The following is an 18,884-nucleotide window of genomic DNA, read 5'->3' as shown; positions in this document are numbered from 1 at the left end:
GAATGAGGCCGGGGAGGGTATGATGATCTCCCCGGCCTTTGTGTATCGTTGGCCAGATTGTTTGTCGCTCTCATGTACCTGTTGCTTGCGAGGAGTTCTTATGGAGTCGCTCTATAGAAAGTACCGACCTCTCACCTTTGAGAGCGTGGTTGGCCAAGAGCATATTGTCTCTACCCTTGAAAATGCGGTTACCGAGCAGAGGCTTTCTCATGCCTATCTCTTTTGCGGGCCGCGTGGTACAGGAAAAACGACCTTGGCTCGTATCTTGGCTAAGGCTTTGCTCTGTGAGCGCGCCTCAGCAAGACCAGATGGGCATATTGGTGCCTTGCCTGACGGAACCTGTCCGGAGTGTGAGGCGATTGCTGAGGGTACCCATCCCGATGTGTATGAGCTTGACGCTGCAAGTAGAACCGGCGTGGATAGCGTGCGCGAGGAGATTGTGAACTCGGTGGGCTTTGCGCCGGTGAGAGGTGCGCGCAAGGTATATATCATCGACGAGGTTCATATGCTTACAACAGCGGCATTTAATGCCCTGCTCAAGACGATTGAGGAGCCTCCTTCACACGTGGTTTTTGTGCTCTGTACAACCGATCCGCAAAAGGTTCCTGAGACTATTTTGTCTCGTTGTCAGCGTTTTGATTTTCATCGGATCTCTGAAGATGGCTTAGTGAACCGTATGCGCTGGATCTGTGAACGCGAAGGCTTTGCCTTTGATGATCAGGCACTCGAGATCGTTGCCAACCATGCCCGAGGTGGTATGCGTGACGCCCTTTCTACCTTAGAGCAGCTCTCTGTTTTTGGAAACGGCGCGGTTCGTGCGGCAGATGCCCGGGCGCTTTTGGGTGAAACAGAGCGTCGGGTGCTTGCTCAAATTGCTGTAGGGATTGCCAAACGTGACGTGGTAGGGCTATTTGGCGCTGTGCGCGAGCAAGCAGATGCTGGCGTCGATCTGATGGAGCTCACACGCGATCTTGTAACTCACCTGCGCGATGTTTATACCGTCAAGCTTGCAGGGCCTGTGCCTGCCATAGTTGATGGCACTCCTGAGGAGCTTGCTGGTCTTGTTGCTGAAGCTGATCAATTTGAGCATGCTGATCGGCTTTCTCGAGCCTTGTTGGTCTTAGATGACGCTGCACTTTCTATGCGCGATGCAGCAGATTTGCGGATCGTGCTCGAGATCGCTCTCACGCGTCTTGCCCGCCCTGAGTCTGATCTTACGCTTGAGGCTTTGGCGGAACGAGTCGCCAAGCTCGAGGCTCAGATTGCTCGGGGCATTCCATCTGCTCCCACTGATCCTGAAAGGCTGGTAGGCCAGGCGGAGCAACAGCGAGCGCAACGAGGCGGAGCCACTGCGGTTGCTCAGTCGGGAGCTACTCGAGAGAGTGCTTCTGCCCAAGGTGTTGCTGAGCTGCCGCGTGCGGACTATGCAGCAGCTGAGCCTGCTGAGCTGCCGCATGCGGGTGGCGCAGAGTCGATGGCTGCTGCAGCACAGAGGCAGCCTAGCCAAGCTCCCACGTCTGCTCCAAGTCCAGCTCAGCCTGCAGCTTCATCTCCGGCATCAGTTGAGCGTCCAACTCAGCCCGTAGCTGCATTTCCGGCGACGGTCGTACAGCCGCCTTCAGCGAGCCCGGGTGCGCGCCCGGAGGCATGCGTGGTCGATGCGGGCGAGCTCCAGCGCAAGTGGGCAGAGGCAGTTAAGCTCATTACGGCAGCTCAGGCATCGCGGGGAGCCCTGCTGCAGCGCTCGCACGCCCAGTCTGATGATGGATCGCGTTTGGTGATCACACTGCCAAAGGGCTCAGGCTTTGCCCTGAAGATGCTCGCTCAGCCAGATTCTGGTGCGGTCATAGCGCCCGTAGTAGCTGAGGTATTTGGTAGCCGTGCAATTGAATATCGCATGGAAGGTGATAGCGCTGCCGGTGGCTCTGCTGTAGTACAGCCGCAGCCCGCACCTGCAGCTCACGCCGCTTCCGTACCATCCCGTCCTGTTGCTTCTCGTGTTGCTTCGTCTGACAGGCCAGCTGCTGCTGCAAGTGAGTCAGTATCAGTGGGAGCTGGTGCGGCACCAAGTGCGGCAGCAGAGGTGACAGGCACTGTGCCTGCAGTGCAAACAGCCGCTCCAAGTGCGGCTCCATCAGCGCTGCCCTCGCCTGAAGCACAAGCGTCAGCAGGGCATGCGTCTGTACCGCAGGCATCTGCAGCTCCCTCCTCGCCAGCAGGTCACGCGTCCGCCGTGCAGCCTCCTGCCGCACATTCGCCAGCAGCTCACACGCCCGTACCGCAGGCACCAGCCGTACAAGCATCAGCAGCGCAGCCATCCACAGCTCCTGCTCAAAGCGCACAACCAGGATCTGCGACTGATTTTGATGTGGACGACGCAAAGAGCGTGTTGGGCGATGTTTTTGGTGCGGGTGTGATTTTCAAAGATGAATAAACCGAATCTAAGGGTTTTGCATATGCGGGGGTCACGCTCGAATGGCTGAGGTATGGACAATTGGTCGCTGTCTCACGTGGATCGACGGCTATCTTGCAAAGAAGGGAGACGAACGGCCGCGCCTCAGTGCGGAGTGGTTGCTCTCCTCTGTTTTACATGTGAGCCGGGTCGAGCTCTATACCTCGTTTGATCGCCCCTTGGCCGCCCCTGAGCTTGACCGTTTACGCGAGCGGGTTATTCGCCGAGCAAACGGGGAGCCGCTGCAATACATTGTGGGCACTACACAGTTCAGAGGGATTACCGTGCGCTGCGAGCCGGGCGTTTTAATTCCTCGGCCTGAGACGGAGCTCTTAGTAGAAGAGGTGCTTTCGTTTATTGATGCTGAGGTTTTGCACGAGGCAGCTCCCAAGCGCAAACGCGCTCATCTTCCATGGAGCGAGACCATGGCTAAGTTCGTGGAAGCTGAGGCTCAAGAGAGCCACGAGACGTCGCCGGAAGAGGATGCTGAAGCGGCGCTGTCAGAGGAGTCGTACACAGCAGAAGCGAGTGAGCAAAACGGTGCCTCTCATGCCCGGGTGCTTGAGATTGGTTGCGGAACCGGCTGCATTTCCTTGGCGATCGCAGCCGAGCGGCCAGGCCAGATCTCTTGTGTAGCCATTGATATTGATGAGCAGGCAGTTCGACTTGCCGCGTCTAATCGCGAGGCCCTGCACGTGGATCCTGAGTATATGGACATACGCACAGGCGATATGATCGAGCCGGTCGATACGCAGGAGTTGGGCAGCTTTGATGTGCTGGTGTCGAATCCGCCCTATATTCCCGATGCTGTGATGGAGCACTTGCCTCAAGAGGTTGCCTTGCATGAGCCGAGGCTGGCGCTGGCCGGTGGAGCAGATGGCCTCGATGTGTTTCGGTGCATACTTGTCGCAGCTCCTCAGGTGCTCCGGCATGGAGGATTGCTTGCCTGTGAGCTGCACGAAGACTCACTTGAGGATGCAGCAGCACTCTGTATATCCGCTGGTATGGAGTTGGTAAGGATTGAAAAAGATCTTGCCGGTAGAAATCGTTTCATCTGTGCTCGCACTCCGTAAAGCGTAAAATCCAAGCGAAAGAAATTCGAACGCGTGACGAGCATATCCGGTAAGGGGTGACCCCTCACCGAAAGATGTCCTCCGTTGATCTGGTGAGCGCAGCTTGCGTTGGGTATCTTATCTTTGCTTATGCGAATATGGATTGGGGCTATACGGTTGCATTCTTGTAGCACATTGGGTGCTATGAGAACGACTACGAAAGGAGTTCGGGCATGCGCAGGATCTATCGGATTGGTTCCGACGACCATCCCGCGCACCACGACTCCATCAGCTATGCCGCATGCGATATTGAGCGTGGTGCCCTTGCCTTGCTCCCCACCGAGACGGTCTACGGGATCGGAGTTTCTGTAGCCGCAGCTGCTGCGAGTATGCAAGAGCAGCATCGCATGGTGCCGGTGCGAGAGAGTGGCTACGAGCGAATTTTCAGCTTAAAACAGCGCGACCGTACTCAAACCGTTCCGTGGTTGGTAGCGGGTGTTCAGGCTCTTGATACCTATGGTAGCGAGGTTGATCCACGCGCTCGAGCGCTTGCGACTGAGCTTTGGCCAGGGGCGTTAACTATCGTTGTTCAGGCAACGGATCAGGTTCCATCGTTTTTGCAAGCAGCAGACGGTACGGTGGCACTGCGAGCAAGTGCATCGCCTGCCATTCAGGCGCTGATTGCGAGGGTTCACGCGCCGCTCGCGGTTACGAGTGCTAATACGCATGGTGCCCCAGCTCCAACATCGTTTGCAAATGTGGAGTCACGCATTCTTTCTGGCGTAGACGTTGCAATTGATGCTGGCGCTACCGGCTCAGATGAGGCGTCTACTATTGTTTCATTTACAAGCGGATCGCTTGAAATTCTTCGTATCGGCGCGATTTCACCCAAAAAGATCCTCAGCATCGTGCACGCGCTGCCCTCTGTTGGCTCAGATGGATCTTTGCCGGTGAGCGAGAGGGGATGGCAGAAACCATGAGCTTCTCGTTGAGTGACCTGCATATGGCCGACACAGCAGGTACTCCTCAGAAAAGCAAATACATTATGGCTCTCGATTCGGGCACGACCTCGGCTCGAGCGGTTATTGTAGATGAGTATGGCTGCATCGTTTCTCAAGCTCAGAGGGCAATTCCTACAATCTATCCCAAGTCGGGTTGGGTTGAGCAAGACCCGATGGAGATTCTCGCTGCCCAGATCGCCGTCATGATGGAAGTCCAGTTCAAAAGTGGCATCCATTCAGATCGGATAGCTGCCATTGGCATTTCAAATCAGCGCGAAACAACCATTGTGTGGGACGCCGATAGTGGCCAGCCCATTCATAACGCCATTGTTTGGCAGTGTCGTCGCACGGCTCCGTTGGCAGATGCCCTCATCAAAGATGGGTACGAGTCCATGATCCGGGAAAAGACTGGTCTTAAGCCCGATGCCTATTTTTCTGCAACCAAAATTAGCTGGATCCTTGATAACGTAGATGGGGCACGTGAGGCCGCCGATGCAGGCCAGCTCATGTTTGGCACGGTGGATACCTGGCTCTTATATAACCTCACAGGCGGCCGGGTGCATGCCACCGATTTTACGAATGCCAGCCGAACGATGCTTTTCAATATTACGAGCCTTGAATGGGATCAGGAGCTGCTTGAGCTTCTGAATATTCCTGCTGCGATGTTGCCAGATCTGAGGTGGAGTTCAGGTTCATTTGGACGTGTTTCAGGCGAGATTATGACGCATATGCCTCCCATTACCGGGGTGGCAGGTGACCAGCAGGCCTCTTTGTTTGGGCACTGTTGCTTTGATGAGGGCGATGTAAAAAACACCTACGGTACCGGCTGCTTCATGCTCATGAACACCGGAGCGCGTCCGGTCAGCTCAAAAAATGGCTTGGTAGCAACCATCGGAATTGCAGAAGGAGGTCATGTGAGCTACGCCCTTGAGGGCTCAATTTTTCATGCAGGCTCGGTTATGAGCTGGCTGCGTGATCGGTTGGAACTTGTCTCAAGCGTTGAGGAAAGCGCAGAGATTGCCCAATCAATTCCAGATACCGGGGGCTGCTATGTGGTGCCTGCCTTTAGTGGGCTTGGTGCTCCATGGTGGGATCCAGATGCTCGAGGCCTCATCTCAGGTCTTTCTGCAGCCTCTGATCGAGCGACACTCATACGTGCGGCTTGCGAATCCATGGCCTATCAGACCTTAGACGTCTTGCGTGCGATGGAGGCAGATGCCGGATCTGCCATGAGTGAGCTTGCGGTTGATGGGGCGGCAGCTCGCAATGAGTTCATCATGCAGTTCCAGGCTGATCTGTTAGGGATCCCCGTGAGGCGTTCTGAGTTTGTAGAAACCACTTCATTAGGGGCAGCGTATTTGGCCGGTCTTGCCGTAGGCTATTGGGAGGATCGAGAAGATCTTCGCCAAAACATTGGGCGCGGGCGTACCTTTGAGCCATCGGCTGATTCGGAGCGCATAGCAAGGCTCACCGCTGGCTGGCATGACGCCGTTGCCCGCTCGCGCACGAATATTCATATGGGCTGATCTCAGGCGCGTATGACCTACCTACCAAGCCGAAGAACTATACTTCTAGACCAAGACATGTTTGCAGGAGAGCGAGCTGCGTGTCAGCCTCAGGTTGTACGCGTTGTTTTGCATCTTGCATATAAGTACAAGGAGAGACCATGCCCCACGTTAGCAACCGCGTAACCCTCATCGATCACCCCATGGTTCAGCATAAGCTCGCAATTATGCGGAGTGTACATACGGGAACCAAGCAGTTCCGTGAGCTTGTTCGTGAGCTTGCGCTGTTTGAGGGCTATGAGGCAACCCGCGATTTTCCTCTGGAAGACATCGATGTCGAGACGCCTATTTGTGAGACCGTTTGCAAGCGTATTGCCGGGCGCAAGGTTGCCATTATTCCCATTTTGCGTGCAGGCCTTGGCATGGTAGATGGCATGCTCGAGCTTATTCCCTCTGCACGCGTGGGGCATTTAGGCATGTATCGCGATGAAGTTACTCATGAGCCGCATCCGTATTACGCAAAGTTTCCTGCAGATATTGATCAGCGCATTTGTTTGATCGTCGATCCCATGCTTGCCACAGGCGGTTCTGCGGTAGATGCCATTCAGTCGCTTCGCGCCGAGGGTGTCCGCGATATTCGTCTGTTGGTGCTTGTTGCTGCTCCAGAAGGTATTGAGGCTGTGCTCGCGTCAGATCCTGATGTTCGGATTTTTACCTGTGCCATTGATGAGGGTTTAAATGAAGCGGCCTATATTGTTCCGGGCTTAGGAGATGCGGGGGATCGAATTTTTGGCACTAAGTGATTAAGCCTCACCTGTCAAGTTATGCGATGAGTGTAAACATCCATGGCCGCTCATCTGCTCTATCCTGCCGTTCGCATATTTGTCTTGCCGTTTGCAAGCTTATGAAAGCCGCATGCCCCGCGACGTTGCGCTCGTTGATAATCTAGATATACTTAGGGACGTGCTGTTCCTCGGACTGCGAGGCATGCGGGGTGGTTGAGTGCAAGGCTTTGTGTTTGATGTAGAAACGCATATGCCCTTTCTTATCATCGGTGTCATTTCGGGCGCGTTGGCGTTCGGCTTGCTCCTGCTCGCACTCGTCCCCGTGATACGGCGCAAGCGCAACGCAAGCATGGCTAAGGGTTCTATGAGCGTAGCTGCTTCGTTTGCTGTGCTTTTGCTCGGTGTCATCGTTGTGTATTTACTCGCGCATGATGGGCTTTTAGCCTACCTTGTGGGAGAACTGATGGGGTTTCTCGTCGGCTGGATTGTTTTGGCGTGCGTGCTTGTGGCTCGGTAACTGCTGAGCCCAGCCTGAAGTGAAAGGGTGTGATCGTGGAAGCATTCGACCGGCTCCCTGGTGAGATCAGCCATCTTGTTTCGGAGTTTTCTTCCATCCCAATATTCGGTACGCTGAGACTGGGTCTCACGCAATACACGTTCTGGCTCATTGTTTCTTCGATCGTGCTTCTGGCGCTCGTTTTTGCCTATGTGCGCCGCATTTCGCTGGTGCCTCGGGGCATTTTCGCAAACGCCATGGAGGTCTGCATTAACTTTGTGGCAGACGGCATGGGCAAGCAGATCATCGGCGCTACCTGGGAGAAGCACTTCCCCTTCTTGGCAACGGTGTTCTTCTTCATTCTTGTTAATAATGTTGTTGGAGTTATCCCGGGCATGAAGCCGGGATCGGGCACCATTTCAACCACTGCAGCTATTGCTGTGGTTGTGTTCATCTACTTTGTTTTCGTAGGCATGCGCCAGCACGGAGTTGGTGGCTATCTTAAGAGCTTGGCTCCGGCAGGTGTGGGTTTTCCCCTCAATGTGCTCGTCTGGCTTATCGAGCTTGTCTCAATGCTTTTGCGTCCCATCACCTTGGCTATCCGTTTGTTCTGCAATATGTTTGCAGGCCACATTGTTATGGGCTCATTTGCATTGATGGTGGCACTTTTTGCTGAACCACTCATCCAAGAGCTGACGGTTTCCAACGCGCTCGGTGCAGTTCCCGCCTTTATTTTTGCTGCTATCTTGTTTGTCATTTACGCGATCGAGATCTTCGTTGCATTCGTACAGGCATATGTGTTTACCATGCTTACGGCTGTCTATATTCAGGGAGCCGAGGCTGAGGGTCACTAAGCTCACGTGTGAGCCACATGAGAGCTGAGCTCTCGTATGATTTGGTACCAGGCGCGACAGCGCTTGATATAGAAGTTTGCATTCGGATGCGTCAAGACGGCGCATGAACGAAGGAGGAAACGTGGGAGTTATCGGTTACAGCATCGGAGTTCTTGGCGCTGGTCTTGCTATTGGGCTTACCGCATTCGGTTGTGCCCAGGCTATGGCTCGCCAGCCTGAGGTTCAGGATCGCTTGTTCACCATCTTCATCATGGCATCGGCATTTGCCGAGGCACTGGCCCTGATCGGATTCGTCGTTGCCTTGGTTGTTCGCTAGACCAGACGCGACGCTACGTAAGGGAGCAGTCATGAAAAAGGTACACATCGGTATCGTCGCCGGCATGGGCTCTACACTCATGCTACCTGCGGCCGCATTTGCGGATGGCCAGGCGGCGGGTGGCGCCGAAATCCTGATCCCGAAGCTCGCCGAGTTCATTCCCGCGCTCGTCATCTTCTTGATCATTATGCTTCTGCTGTCTAAGTTTGCCTGGCCTAAGGTGCTTGCCGTGCTGAAGGCTCGCGAAGAGACCATTCAGGACAGCATTGATGAGGCAGCAGAGATTAAGGAGCGCGTTCGTACTTCTCGCGAAGAGGCAGATGCCGCAATCGTGGAGGCTCGTCGTAAGGCATCCGAGATTGTGCTTGCTGCCCGCGCAGACGTAGAAAAAGAGCGTGGTCGGATCGTTGCAGAGGCTCACAAAGAGGCCGAGGACATTTTGGCTAAGGCACGTGAGCGTGCAGCAGATGAGCAGCATCGTATTTATGCGAACGCTACGGATTCAATTGCGAAGGTGTCTGTGGCCGTTGCTGGCAAGATTGTTGATGAGGTCTTGGACGCCAACGATGAGAAGCAGCGCGAGCTGATCAAGAAGTACATCACGGAAGTGGGTAGCTTGAAATGAGTGAGCGGAAGCAGGATAGCAGGATCGAGCAGCGCAAGCTCGAGACCTATGCGCGCACCCTGCTCGAGGCCGCCCAGTCTGAGGACCGCGTCTACGAGGATATGGTGCCGCTCAAGGCAGAGGCGGATGCCTCGCCTGAGGTGCTCTCGGTTCTCTCTTCCATGGCCACAGGTGGCGACCTCGACAAGTTGCCCGAGGTCTTGGACATGTACCGCGATATGGTCGATGGAGAAAAGGAGCTCGTTGGTGTGCATGTCACAACGGCGATTCCTTTAGACGATGAGCTGCGCAGCTTGATTAAGAACAAGTGCGAGGCCGACTTGGAGGAGGAAGTGTTCTTGATCGAGCACGTCGATCCTTCCATTATCGGAGGCATCATCCTTTCGGCGCGCGGTGAGCGCCGCGACGCGTCCGTGCGTATGCAGCTTGAGTCAGCTCGCAGGGTTATGACGCAGGGCAGCGGGAAGTCGGAGGTATAGCGCTTATGACAGACGTCATCAGTGCCGTTAACATTGAAGAGGTCTTGCGGCAGCGCCTGCTGGATCTTGAGACTACGGTCGATACCCAGGAGGTATCGTATGTAGCCGAGGTGGGAGACGGCATCGCTCATGTGCTCGGCTTAAAGAGCGCCATGGCAGGTGAGCTCCTCGAGTTTACAAGCTCCATGACAGGCAAGCCCGTGTATGGACTCGCCCAAAACCTTGATCGTGAGGAAGTTGGTGCCGTACTTTTTGGCGACGTTGACTCCATCAAGGAAGGCGACGTATGCCGAACCACCGGTCGCGTTATGGATATTCCGGTTGGTCGAGGCATGCTTGGCCGCGTGGTCAATCCTTTAGGCCAGCCCATTGACGGCAAAGGTCCCATCAATGCCACGCATCGCCGTCCCATTGAATTTAAGGCTCCAGGCGTTATTGATCGTACGCCGGTGTGCGAGCCAGTTCAGACCGGTCTTTTGGCCATCGATGCCATGATTCCTATTGGTCGTGGCCAGCGTGAGCTTATCATTGGAGACCGCAAGACCGGCAAGACCGCCATTGCGATTGATGCCATCATTAATCAGCGTGGAACAGGCATGATCTGCGTGTATGTGGCAATTGGTCAGAAAGCTTCTACCATTGCTTCGATTCGCGAGACCTTGGCTGCCCACGGGGCTTTAGACTACACCGTCATCGTTTCGGCCAGTGCAAGTACGGCCGCTCCGTTGCAATACATCGCTCCCATGGCTGGTGCTGCCATTGGTGAGTTCTTTATGTACAACGGCGAGGACGGAAACCCAGCAAGCGCCTCAAACCCCGGTGGTCACGTACTTGCTGTGTATGACGACCTCTCCAAGCAGGCAGTTGCGTATCGTCAGATGTCTTTGACGCTTCGCCGCCCGCCTGGACGTGAGGCATATCCGGGAGACATTTTCTACCTGCACTCTCGCTTGCTCGAGCGTGCCTGCAAGCTTTCCGCGGCTAACGGCAGCGGTTCGCTCACGGCACTTCCGATCATCGAGACTCAGGATGGAGACGTTTCTGCCTACATCCCCACGAACGTGATTTCAATCACTGACGGTCAGATCTATCTGCAAAGTGAGCTGTTCTTCCAGGGTCAGCGCCCTGCTGTTGACGTTGGCATTTCGGTGTCGCGTGTCGGCGGTGCTGCCCAGACAAAGGCTATGAAGCAGATGGCGGGCAATCTCCGCCTCGATCTGGCTTCCTTCCGTGAGCTCGCTGGCTTTACGCAGTTTGGATCAGACTTAGATGCCACTACGCAGCGCCAACTCACGCATGGTTCACGTATGACTGAGCTGCTCAAGCAGCCGCGCTTTGAGCCAATGTCTGTGTCTGATCAGGTGCTTGCACTCTTTGCAGGTAACCGAGGTTACCTGGACGATCTTGAGGTCGAAGAGGTTGTGCCCTTCCGCGATCAGATGCTCGACTATTTTGCAGGTGCGTATCGTCAGCTGCGTGAGCGTGTGGGACATGACAAGATTGACGATGCGCTCGCTCAGGAGCTTGAGACGGTTATCGGCGACTTTAAAGCCGAGTTCTTGATCGCTCGCAGCTCTCAGGCGAACGCCGCTGAAGGGGAGCGCTAGCCGCTATGGCGAATCTCCGCGACATAAAAAAGCGCATCTCCTCGGTATCGACGACCGAGCAGATCACGCGCACCATGGAGATGGTCTCCACGGCCAAGATTGCCCGCGCACTGGCACGTGAGAAGCGCTCCGAGCCCTACCGCGCTGCTATCACTGACGTGATGCTCACGGTTGCCGGAGACGCTTCCTCATCCTCTCCCTTGCTCAAAAACCCTGAGCACTATGAGCGAGCCTTGCTTGTGGTCATTAACTCGGATCGAGGGCTTGCAGCTGGCTTTAATACCCAGGTACAGCGTGCCGCTGAGCGCCGGATCGACCACTATCGTCGTCATGGTGCATCAGAGGTTGAGCTCATCACCTGCGGTCGTAAAGCAACGGAGCACTTCCAAGATCATCCAAATCTTGTGATGTCTGTTACCGGGGAGTCTGACTCGCCAACGCTTCAGCGTGCCCGCGAGATCGCTGACTATATTATTGACGGCTTTGGTACAGGTCGGTTCGGCCGCGTGGACATTGTTTACTTCCATGCTAAGAACCGCGTTGAGCAGGTTTTGCGCCAAGAGCGCATCTTGCCACTTGACCCGGATGTTCTGGCAGCTCCTCGCGGTCCTCGCACTGACGATAAGGGCGGGCCTCGCAGGATTAATCTGCCGTTTACCTATGCCCCGTCTGCCGATCACGTGCTCGATCGTTTGATTCCGAGCTACGTGTTAACCGTCGTACACCAGGCACTGATCGACTCTGCCGCCGCTGAGCACGGGGCACGCCGTAAGGCCATGCACTCGGCCACCGAAAACGCCAGCGCGATCATCGCCGATTTGAACCGCACCTACAACCGCGTGCGCCAAGCCTCAATCACCACTGAGCTCAATGAGATCGTGGGCGGGGCTGCAGCATTGGAGGATTACTGATGGCTGAGAACACCGCCAACACGCCGACGTATAGCGCCGGCATCGGGCGCATCGTCCGCATCATCGGTCCGGTCGTGGACGTCAGGTTCAAGGCCGATGTTCCCGATATCTATAACGCCTTAACCGTTGACGCTGAGACTCCCGTTGGGCGTATTCAGACCGTGCTTGAGGTTGAGAGCCAGCTGCCGGGCAACGTCGTTCGCTGCGTTGCCATGTCTTCAACCGACGGTCTTTGCCGTGGTATTGAGGTTGTAGATACCGGCGCTCCCATGAAGATGCCGGTGGGTAAGTCCACTCTTGGCCGCATCTGGAACGTCATGGGCGAGCCGGTTGATGGCAAGGAAATGCCTGAAGTTGAGGATTGGTATCCCATTCATCACCCGGCACCGAAGTTTGATGAGCTGACAACCAAAACTGAGATCTTTGAGACGGGCATCAAGGCCGTTGACCTTTTGGAACCGTATATCCGAGGCGGAAAGACGGGTCTTTTCGGTGGCGCAGGCGTTGGCAAGACCGTGTTGATCCAAGAGCTCATTAATAACTTGGCTCAAGAGCACGGCGGCACCTCGGTCTTTACGGGCGTCGGTGAGCGTACCCGTGAGGGTACTGACCTCTTCTTGGAGATGACCGAGTCTGGCGTTATTGAGAAGACTTGCTTGGTCTATGGTCAGATGAATGAGCCACCAGGAGCACGTCTGCGTGTTGGCTTGGCTGGCCTGACCGAGGCTGAGTACTTCCGTGATCGTGGCCAAGACGTACTGCTCTTTATCGACAATATTTTCCGTTTCTCGCAAGCTGGCTCTGAGGTGTCTGCGCTGCTCGGTCGTATGCCTTCTGCTGTGGGCTATCAACCCACGCTTGCAACTGAGATGGGCGACCTCCAGGAGCGCATTACCTCTACCAAGACGGGATCCATTACTTCGGTACAGGCCGTATATGTTCCGGCAGACGACCTGACTGACCCGGCACCGGCAACAACCTTTACCCACCTCGATGCAACAACGGTGCTTTCGCGCTCCATTGCTGAGTTGGGTTTGTATCCTGCCATTGATCCTTTGGCAAGCTCATCGGACGCTCTTGATCCTGCGGTTGTGGGCGAGGAGCACTACCGGGTTGCCGTAAAGGTTCAAGAGATGCTGCAGGAGTACTCAGATTTGCAAGACATTATTGCAATTTTGGGTATGGATGAGCTCTCTGAGGAGCAGCGCTTAACGGTGAATCGTGCCCGTAAGATCCAGCAGTTCCTCTCTCAGTCCTTCCACGTGGCTGAGCAGTTCACCGGTAATCCGGGAGTTTATATTCCGGTTGCTGACACGGTGCGTTCGTTTGCTGCCATTGTTGATGGCGAGTGCGATGACTTGCCCGAGCAGGCCTTCCGCTATGCGTCAACGATTGAGGACGTGCGTCGTCGTGCCGAGGAGCTGATGGGTTAAATGGCCATTCACGTCCGCATCGTGTGTCCTGAGCACCTCGCTTTTGAAGAAGACGTAGCGTTCCTCACGGTTCCTTCAACCGATGGAAGCATGGGTATCGCGCCTCGTCATGCGAGCGAAATCTTTACCATCGAGCCGGGATTCACAACGATCTGCGCTCAGAAGATGGGTGAGGTTACCAGCGAGTTTGCCATTGGAACAGGCTTTGTTGAGGTGGCTGATGATCGCGTGATCATGCTGGTTGAGCGTGCGGAAAATGTGGCAGAACTCAAGGCTTCTGAGCTTCAGACCAAGCTTAAAGAATTTGAAGAGGAGCTGGGTAATTTGTCGGCAGATGATGCACAGCGGGTGAATCTCTATAATGAGATCGCTTGGTGCAAGCTCCTGCTCAAGAGGATTCAGGCTGCATAGCTTGATTCAGACCGTTAACGAGTAGCGTGCCCGGAAGCCAGCGGCTTCCGGGTCTTTTTTTGAAAGGGTCTCTTGCTTGGATATCATTCGCGTACAAGGTGGGCGAAAGCTCGAAGGATCCGTTGCTGTCTCTGGTGCTAAGAACTCAGCATTGAAGCTAATGGCAGCAACCTTACTGGCTCCTGGTGTGACCACCCTAACCAATGTTCCTGATATTTCTGATGTCCATGTCATGGGCAAGGTGCTCAAGCATATGGGTGCCGAGATTGAGGTTGTTGATAAGCATACGCTTGCGATCGATACCTCAGAGGTGAACTCGTGGGAAGCACCGTACGAGCTGGTTGCTAAGATGCGGGCAAGTACAGCGGTTATGGGGCCGTTGTTAGGTCGCTTTGGTAAGGCAAAGATTGCTATGCCTGGTGGCTGCAACCTCGGTGCTCGCAAAATAGATATGCATATCTTAGGTCTTGAAGCCCTCGGGGTTTCTTTTGATACCGAGCATGGCTATATCTATGCCGATGCAACGAAGGGTATGACAGGCTCAGATGTGACACTTGAGTTTGCAAGCGTTGGCGCGACCGAAAATCTCATTATGGCTGCCGTTCGTGCAGAGGGCACCACGCTCATTGATAATGCCGCACGTGAGCCTGAGATTGTAGACTTAGCCGAAATGCTCACTAAGATGGGCGCCAAGATCGAAGGCGCAGGCACGCCCCTTGTCCGCATTGAGGGTGTGCCCGAGCTGCACCCCACTGAGCATCGCGTGGTGGGAGATCGCATTGAGGCTGGAACCTTTTTGGTTGCCGGCGCGCTTGCAGCTGGCTCTCGCGGTGTAGAGGTTACCGGCTTTAATCCGGTGCATCTCACCATGGTGATTCGCAAGCTTGAAGCCATGGGTATCTCGTTTGAGCGTACCGAGGCGGGCATGCGAGCCATGCGTGCCGAAACGATTCGGCCGATCGATATTCAAACGCTGCCATTTCCGGGTTTTCCAACCGATATGCAGGCGCAAGCCATGGTGCTTTCTGCCTTGGCTGATGGCAGCTCCATTATTACCGAGAATATTTTTGAGAATCGCTTCATGTTTGCATCTGAGTTGGTGCGCATGGGAGCAGATATTCATATTGAGAGCCATCATGCGATGATTCATGGGGTGCGCTCGCTTTCTGGAGCTCAGGTTGTATCTCCCGATCTTCGTGGTGGCGCCGCATTGGTGTTGGCAGGCTTAGTTGCTGAAGGTACAACTGAGGTTTCTGCAGTTCACCACATTGCTCGCGGATACGAGGCCTTCGTCGAGAAGCTCTCAGCGCTTGGAGCCTACGTAGAGCATGCAAGCGTGCCCGACCCTGAATTCGATTAGCAGGGAGTACACCTATGTCGAGAAATCCTGTTCAACATATGCGACAGCCATCTATCGGAGCTGCGAGCCGGATCTATAGCCGCGAGAATGTGGGCAGGTATGCCGAGCGTGCACGCCAACGCAGGAGGTCTCGTCGGATACGCCGGGCTCTTGTTTCAACCTTTATTATCTTGTTGCTTTGCACCGGTTCAGCCTTAGCAATCACGGTGGTTAAAAGCATCATTAACGGTAGCTTGCATGGTAGTTCTGGCTATTTGAGCGGTCTTGCCGGCATCTTGACGGATGCAAACGCTGCGCGTGACCCCTTTAATATTTTGCTGTTAGGAACCGACGGACGGCCTGGTGAGACAACGTACCGCTCAGACTCAATTATCTTGGCTCATGTCGATCCGGTTAAAAAGACGGCTGCGCTCATTTCTATTCCCCGTGATACGGCGGTGGAGTACAAGGGTGAGACCATGAAGATCAATGAGACGCATGCCTATGGCGGGCCTGAGGCGGTGGTTACTGCAGTGCGCGATCTGACCGGATCAAATATTGCCTACTACGCCGAGGTGAGTTTCACCGGTTTGGAGAGCTTGGTTGATGCCGTTGGTGGCATTGATATTACGGTGCCTGAAGGCGATGAGGTTGATGACCCGCAGGCAGGAGACATGTCTATTCCTGCAGGCTCTCAGCACATGGACGGTGCAACGGCACTGACCTTCTCGCGTGCTCGCCATCAATTTGCAGACGGAGACTATACCCGCATGCGTCACCAGCGCATGGTGCTTGGAGCCTTGGCGCACAAGATTTTGAACGGACTTGAGATAACACAGATCCCTGCTTTGCTCGAATCGCTCTCGAATATGCTCATTACCACCATGGATGTAGACGATATTGTAGGCGTCGTCACGGCAATGCGCGGTATGGATACGTCCAATATCTGGTCTGCCAATCTGCCGAGCTATACCGGAGCCGATACATTCGTCGATGGCAAGAGCTATGTCTTTGTGTACAAAGATGCCCTGCGTGAAATGATGGAGCGCGTAGAGGCTGGTGAGGATCCCAAAGGCCCCAATACCTCTGGCAAGGGTGGCACATCTACCACACTTGGTGATCTGAACACGCGCAATAATCTGAGCTGGGCTAATAGCGGAGATGATACGCCGGAGTAGGCTCTAGCTCCACAAATTGCAGAGACGAAATGCCAGAGCAGGCTCTCACTTGATTGTGTGAGCCTGCTCCTGTGCTTTGGCAACGTGAACGGTCAGTTCATGTTAGGCCGCGTGTGCGAGCCTACTCCTGTACTTGAGCGAAGCGCGCGACCAGTTCAGTTAAGACATCGACCATCAGCTCAAGTGAGCGCACCGGAATAAACTCATTTACCGAGTGCATTGCATAGCCACCGGTAGAGAGATTGGGGCAGGGAAGTCCTCTAAAGCTGAGCTGGGCACCATCGGTACCGCCTCGGATGGGTAGCTCGCGCGCTTCAATTCCAACGGCACGGAACGCCTCATGAGCAGCAGAAATGAGCTGCGGGTGCTGAGATACCACCTCAGCCATATTGCGGTATTGGCGCTCGACTTTAACCTCTATGCGGTCACGATCCAGCTCTTCATTTAAGAAATCCGCAGCATGTTCCATAAGGCTGATCCGTCGCTCAAATGAGGCAGTGTCGTGATCGCGGATGATATAGCGGCCGATGGCAAGAACGACCGTGCCTGACATCGATTCAAGATGGAAGAAGCCCTCCCGGCCTTCCGTATGCTCTGGCCGCTCTGCCTCGGGAAGCATGGCGTGGTAGCGCAGCAAGATGTTTTGAGCGTTGATCATCCGCCCCTTTGCATCGCCCGGATGAATCGAGTGTCCCTCAACGCGCACCACTGCTTCGGCCGCATTAAAGCATTCCCACTCAATTTCTCCGATGGGGCCTCCGTCTACCGTATAAGCCCAGTCGCATCCAAAGTCTGAGATATCGAGCAGGGAAGCTCCATGCCCAATCTCTTCATCAGGGCAAAAGCAAATACCAAGGCTTGGGTGGGGAAGGCTGGGATCTTGAGCAAGGCGAGCAACAAGAGCCATGATCTCAGCTATGCCCGCCTTATCATCGGCTCCAAGTAGCGTGGTTCCGTCAGTGCAGACCAGATCCTCACCAACAGCTTCTGCAAGTGAGGGCATCTGATCAGGACTTACGCTCACCGGCCGTCCATCAACTGTTCCTGCAATCAGGTCTCCGCCCTCGTAGTGCACAATATGAGGGGCAACGCCCGCACCGGGAGCAACCTCAGTGGTATCAAGATGGGCTATGAGTCCGAGGCGAGGGAGATCCTCTGCTCCAGCAGATGCAGGAATATGAGCAGTTACATACGCATGCTCACTCACGGCTACATCGTGAGCTTCTAAATCTTTGAGCTCTTGAGCAAGGAGCTGAGCCAGATGGAATTGCCGATCAGTTGAAGGCACCTGATGAGCGTGCTCGTCTGAAGATGTTGTATCAATTTGTACATAGCGCAAGAAGCGTTCGAGTACATCTGAGGTGTTTGACATAGCTTCCTCCTTGGTTTTAGCGTGCCTGCCTGCACTGTAGCACGCCTTGATGTGTACTGGGTGTGTTTAGTAATCCGTCTCATGAGGTAGAATGAGAACCAGAGTGAAAGGGGTTCATACATGGAAACCACTGAGACTTCCCGTAAACGTCATCTCACTATGGCCAATGAAGATTATCTCGAGGCCATGGTTCGTATTGAAGAAGAGAACGGCCAGGGAGACGGCGTTCGATCCGTAGACATCGCTCAGCTCATGGAAGTGTCAAAAGCTTCCGTGAATAAGGCTGTTTCTGCGCTCAAGGCTCAAGGCATGGTGGAGCAGTCTCACTACGGTAAGGTCATGCTTACCGATGAGGGTCGTTCCTTGGGGCGTGCAGTATGGAAGCGCCATCAGATGCTCCGCACCTTCTTAATGAAGGAGCTGGGCGTTGAGTTTGAGCGCGCAGATGCTGAGGCCTGCATGATGGAACATGCCGTTTCAGAGGATACGCTGCAGCGCTGGATGGACTATCTCGAGGGTCAGGGTGTTTCACTCGCTGAGTAGCCGAGCTTGTCTTGAGCGAGTCGCGCGTTCGTTCGCTTTGAGCTTTTCTCGAGTGAGCTGAGCGCGCATTCGGATCAAGCGTTATCACGAACGAGTTGCGCGCTCATTCGCATTGAGCGTTGCTTGAGCGGATCGCAGGTTCCACTTGAGCGAGCCGAACGCACCCTCGAATGCTGCTCCGACCGTTTTGCCTTCGTGAGAATAGCTCGGCGGCTTAGTTCGACGAGTCTCTGAGTGCCCGGGTGCATGGTGTGGCGTGAAACGCCCGGTACGCGATCGTATGTGCGTGAGCTACAGCTGAGATCGCTCCGTATATATCCCTCAAGGAAGTTTATCGACCGTTTTCTTTGACACCCCGCTTGTGTTCACCTCATGGAGAGCAAGATTGAGGTACCATCCTCCCCTCGAGTCTGGCAGTATATCTCCTTGCCGCGCGGCCGAACCGGCCCGGGCGGGTACCTTGAAAACCGGATACTGCGAGGAGACCGGGGGAGACCCCGGTTCCAAAGACGAAATAAGATGCCA

General features: G+C 54.8%; 18 protein-coding genes. 17 read left to right on the top strand and 1 reads right to left on the bottom strand.

The genetic code is table 11. The annotated features are described in order from the left end of the window. Nucleotides 1–100: 100 nt before the first annotated feature. The 16 genes from dnaX to K6V98_RS04340 all read left to right on the top strand — a co-directional run bounded on the left by dnaX (nt 101) and on the right by K6V98_RS04340 (nt 16,444). Entirely contained in the window at nt 101–2,434 is a 2,334-nt protein-coding gene (dnaX, locus tag K6V98_RS04415) for a DNA polymerase III subunit gamma/tau (RefSeq protein WP_222199323.1), read from the top strand. Between the two features lie 41 nt (nt 2,435–2,475). Then, nucleotides 2,476–3,525, top strand: a complete 1,050-nt coding sequence (locus K6V98_RS04410) for a N5-glutamine methyltransferase family protein (protein ID WP_222199322.1) — start codon at nt 2,476–2,478, stop codon at nt 3,523–3,525. 212 nt (nt 3,526–3,737) lie between these two features. Further along, on the top strand, nt 3,738–4,484 hold the full coding sequence (locus K6V98_RS04405; protein WP_222199321.1) for an L-threonylcarbamoyladenylate synthase: 747 nt from the start codon (nt 3,738–3,740) through the stop codon (nt 4,482–4,484). Then, entirely contained in the window at nt 4,481–6,031 is a 1,551-nt protein-coding gene (gene glpK / locus K6V98_RS04400; protein ID WP_222199580.1) for a glycerol kinase GlpK, read from the top strand. Before K6V98_RS04405 ends, glpK begins: the two co-directional genes overlap by 4 nt. 140 nt (nt 6,032–6,171) lie before the next feature. Beyond that, nucleotides 6,172–6,813 carry a uracil phosphoribosyltransferase gene (gene upp, locus K6V98_RS04395; RefSeq protein WP_222199320.1) on the top strand — a complete coding sequence of 214 codons (642 nt, stop codon included), beginning with the start codon at nt 6,172–6,174 and terminating at the stop codon, nt 6,811–6,813. Nucleotides 6,814–7,012: 199 nt separating this feature from the next. Continuing rightward, nucleotides 7,013–7,312, top strand: a complete 300-nt coding sequence (locus K6V98_RS04390; RefSeq protein WP_371734522.1) for a hypothetical protein — start codon at nt 7,013–7,015, stop codon at nt 7,310–7,312. 35 nt (nt 7,313–7,347) lie between these two features. Beyond that, nucleotides 7,348–8,145, top strand: a complete 798-nt coding sequence (atpB, locus tag K6V98_RS04385) for a F0F1 ATP synthase subunit A (RefSeq protein WP_222199319.1) — start codon at nt 7,348–7,350, stop codon at nt 8,143–8,145. A gap of 121 nt (nt 8,146–8,266) precedes the next feature. Then, nucleotides 8,267–8,461, top strand: coding sequence for an ATP synthase F0 subunit C (locus K6V98_RS04380; RefSeq protein ID WP_222199318.1), 195 nt, complete (start codon nt 8,267–8,269; stop codon nt 8,459–8,461). Between the two features lie 31 nt (nt 8,462–8,492). Next, nucleotides 8,493–9,086 (top strand): F0F1 ATP synthase subunit B, encoded by a 594-nt coding sequence (atpF, locus tag K6V98_RS04375; protein WP_222199317.1) that lies wholly within the window; start codon nt 8,493–8,495, stop codon nt 9,084–9,086. Continuing rightward, the gene (locus K6V98_RS04370; RefSeq protein ID WP_222199316.1) at nt 9,083–9,565 is read left to right on the top strand and encodes a F0F1 ATP synthase subunit delta; all 483 of its coding nucleotides are present in this window, start codon (nt 9,083–9,085) and stop codon (nt 9,563–9,565) included. Before atpF ends, K6V98_RS04370 begins: the two co-directional genes overlap by 4 nt. Nucleotides 9,566–9,570: 5 nt before the next feature. Continuing rightward, nucleotides 9,571–11,172 (top strand): F0F1 ATP synthase subunit alpha, encoded by a 1,602-nt coding sequence (atpA, locus tag K6V98_RS04365; RefSeq protein ID WP_222199315.1) that lies wholly within the window; start codon nt 9,571–9,573, stop codon nt 11,170–11,172. A gap of 5 nt (nt 11,173–11,177) precedes the next feature. After that, entirely contained in the window at nt 11,178–12,083 is a 906-nt protein-coding gene (atpG, locus tag K6V98_RS04360) for an ATP synthase F1 subunit gamma (protein WP_222199314.1), read from the top strand. Next, complete coding sequence (gene atpD / locus K6V98_RS04355) at nt 12,083–13,516, top strand: F0F1 ATP synthase subunit beta (RefSeq protein WP_222199313.1); 1,434 nt, start codon at nt 12,083–12,085, stop codon at nt 13,514–13,516. The genes atpG and atpD overlap by 1 nt, the downstream gene beginning before the upstream one ends. Continuing rightward, on the top strand, nt 13,517–13,927 hold the full coding sequence (gene atpC, locus K6V98_RS04350; protein WP_306792759.1) for an ATP synthase F1 subunit epsilon: 411 nt from the start codon (nt 13,517–13,519) through the stop codon (nt 13,925–13,927). A 76-nt stretch (nt 13,928–14,003) separates the two neighbouring features. Next, nucleotides 14,004–15,287 (top strand): UDP-N-acetylglucosamine 1-carboxyvinyltransferase, encoded by a 1,284-nt coding sequence (gene murA / locus K6V98_RS04345; RefSeq protein ID WP_222199312.1) that lies wholly within the window; start codon nt 14,004–14,006, stop codon nt 15,285–15,287. 14 nt (nt 15,288–15,301) lie between these two features. Beyond that, nucleotides 15,302–16,444 carry an LCP family protein gene (locus K6V98_RS04340; protein ID WP_222199311.1) on the top strand — a complete coding sequence of 381 codons (1,143 nt, stop codon included), beginning with the start codon at nt 15,302–15,304 and terminating at the stop codon, nt 16,442–16,444. A gap of 121 nt (nt 16,445–16,565) precedes the next feature. On the opposite strand, the gene pepT is transcribed toward K6V98_RS04340, so the two are convergent. After that, a complete protein-coding gene (pepT, locus tag K6V98_RS04335; RefSeq protein WP_222199310.1) occupies nt 16,566–17,816 on the bottom strand; it encodes a peptidase T in 1,251 nt (416 codons plus the stop codon). A 120-nt stretch (nt 17,817–17,936) separates the two neighbouring features. Between pepT and K6V98_RS04330 the strand changes: the two genes are divergently transcribed. After that, complete coding sequence (locus K6V98_RS04330; RefSeq protein ID WP_222199309.1) at nt 17,937–18,359, top strand: metal-dependent transcriptional regulator; 423 nt, start codon at nt 17,937–17,939, stop codon at nt 18,357–18,359. Nucleotides 18,360–18,884 lie beyond the last annotated feature (525 nt).

This window comes from Collinsella ureilytica (assembly GCF_019795105.1).
Taxonomy (GTDB): domain Bacteria; phylum Actinomycetota; class Coriobacteriia; order Coriobacteriales; family Coriobacteriaceae; genus Collinsella; species Collinsella ureilytica.
The sequence above is the reverse complement of the archived record's forward strand: the minus strand, read 5'-3'. Positions and strand labels throughout refer to the sequence as shown.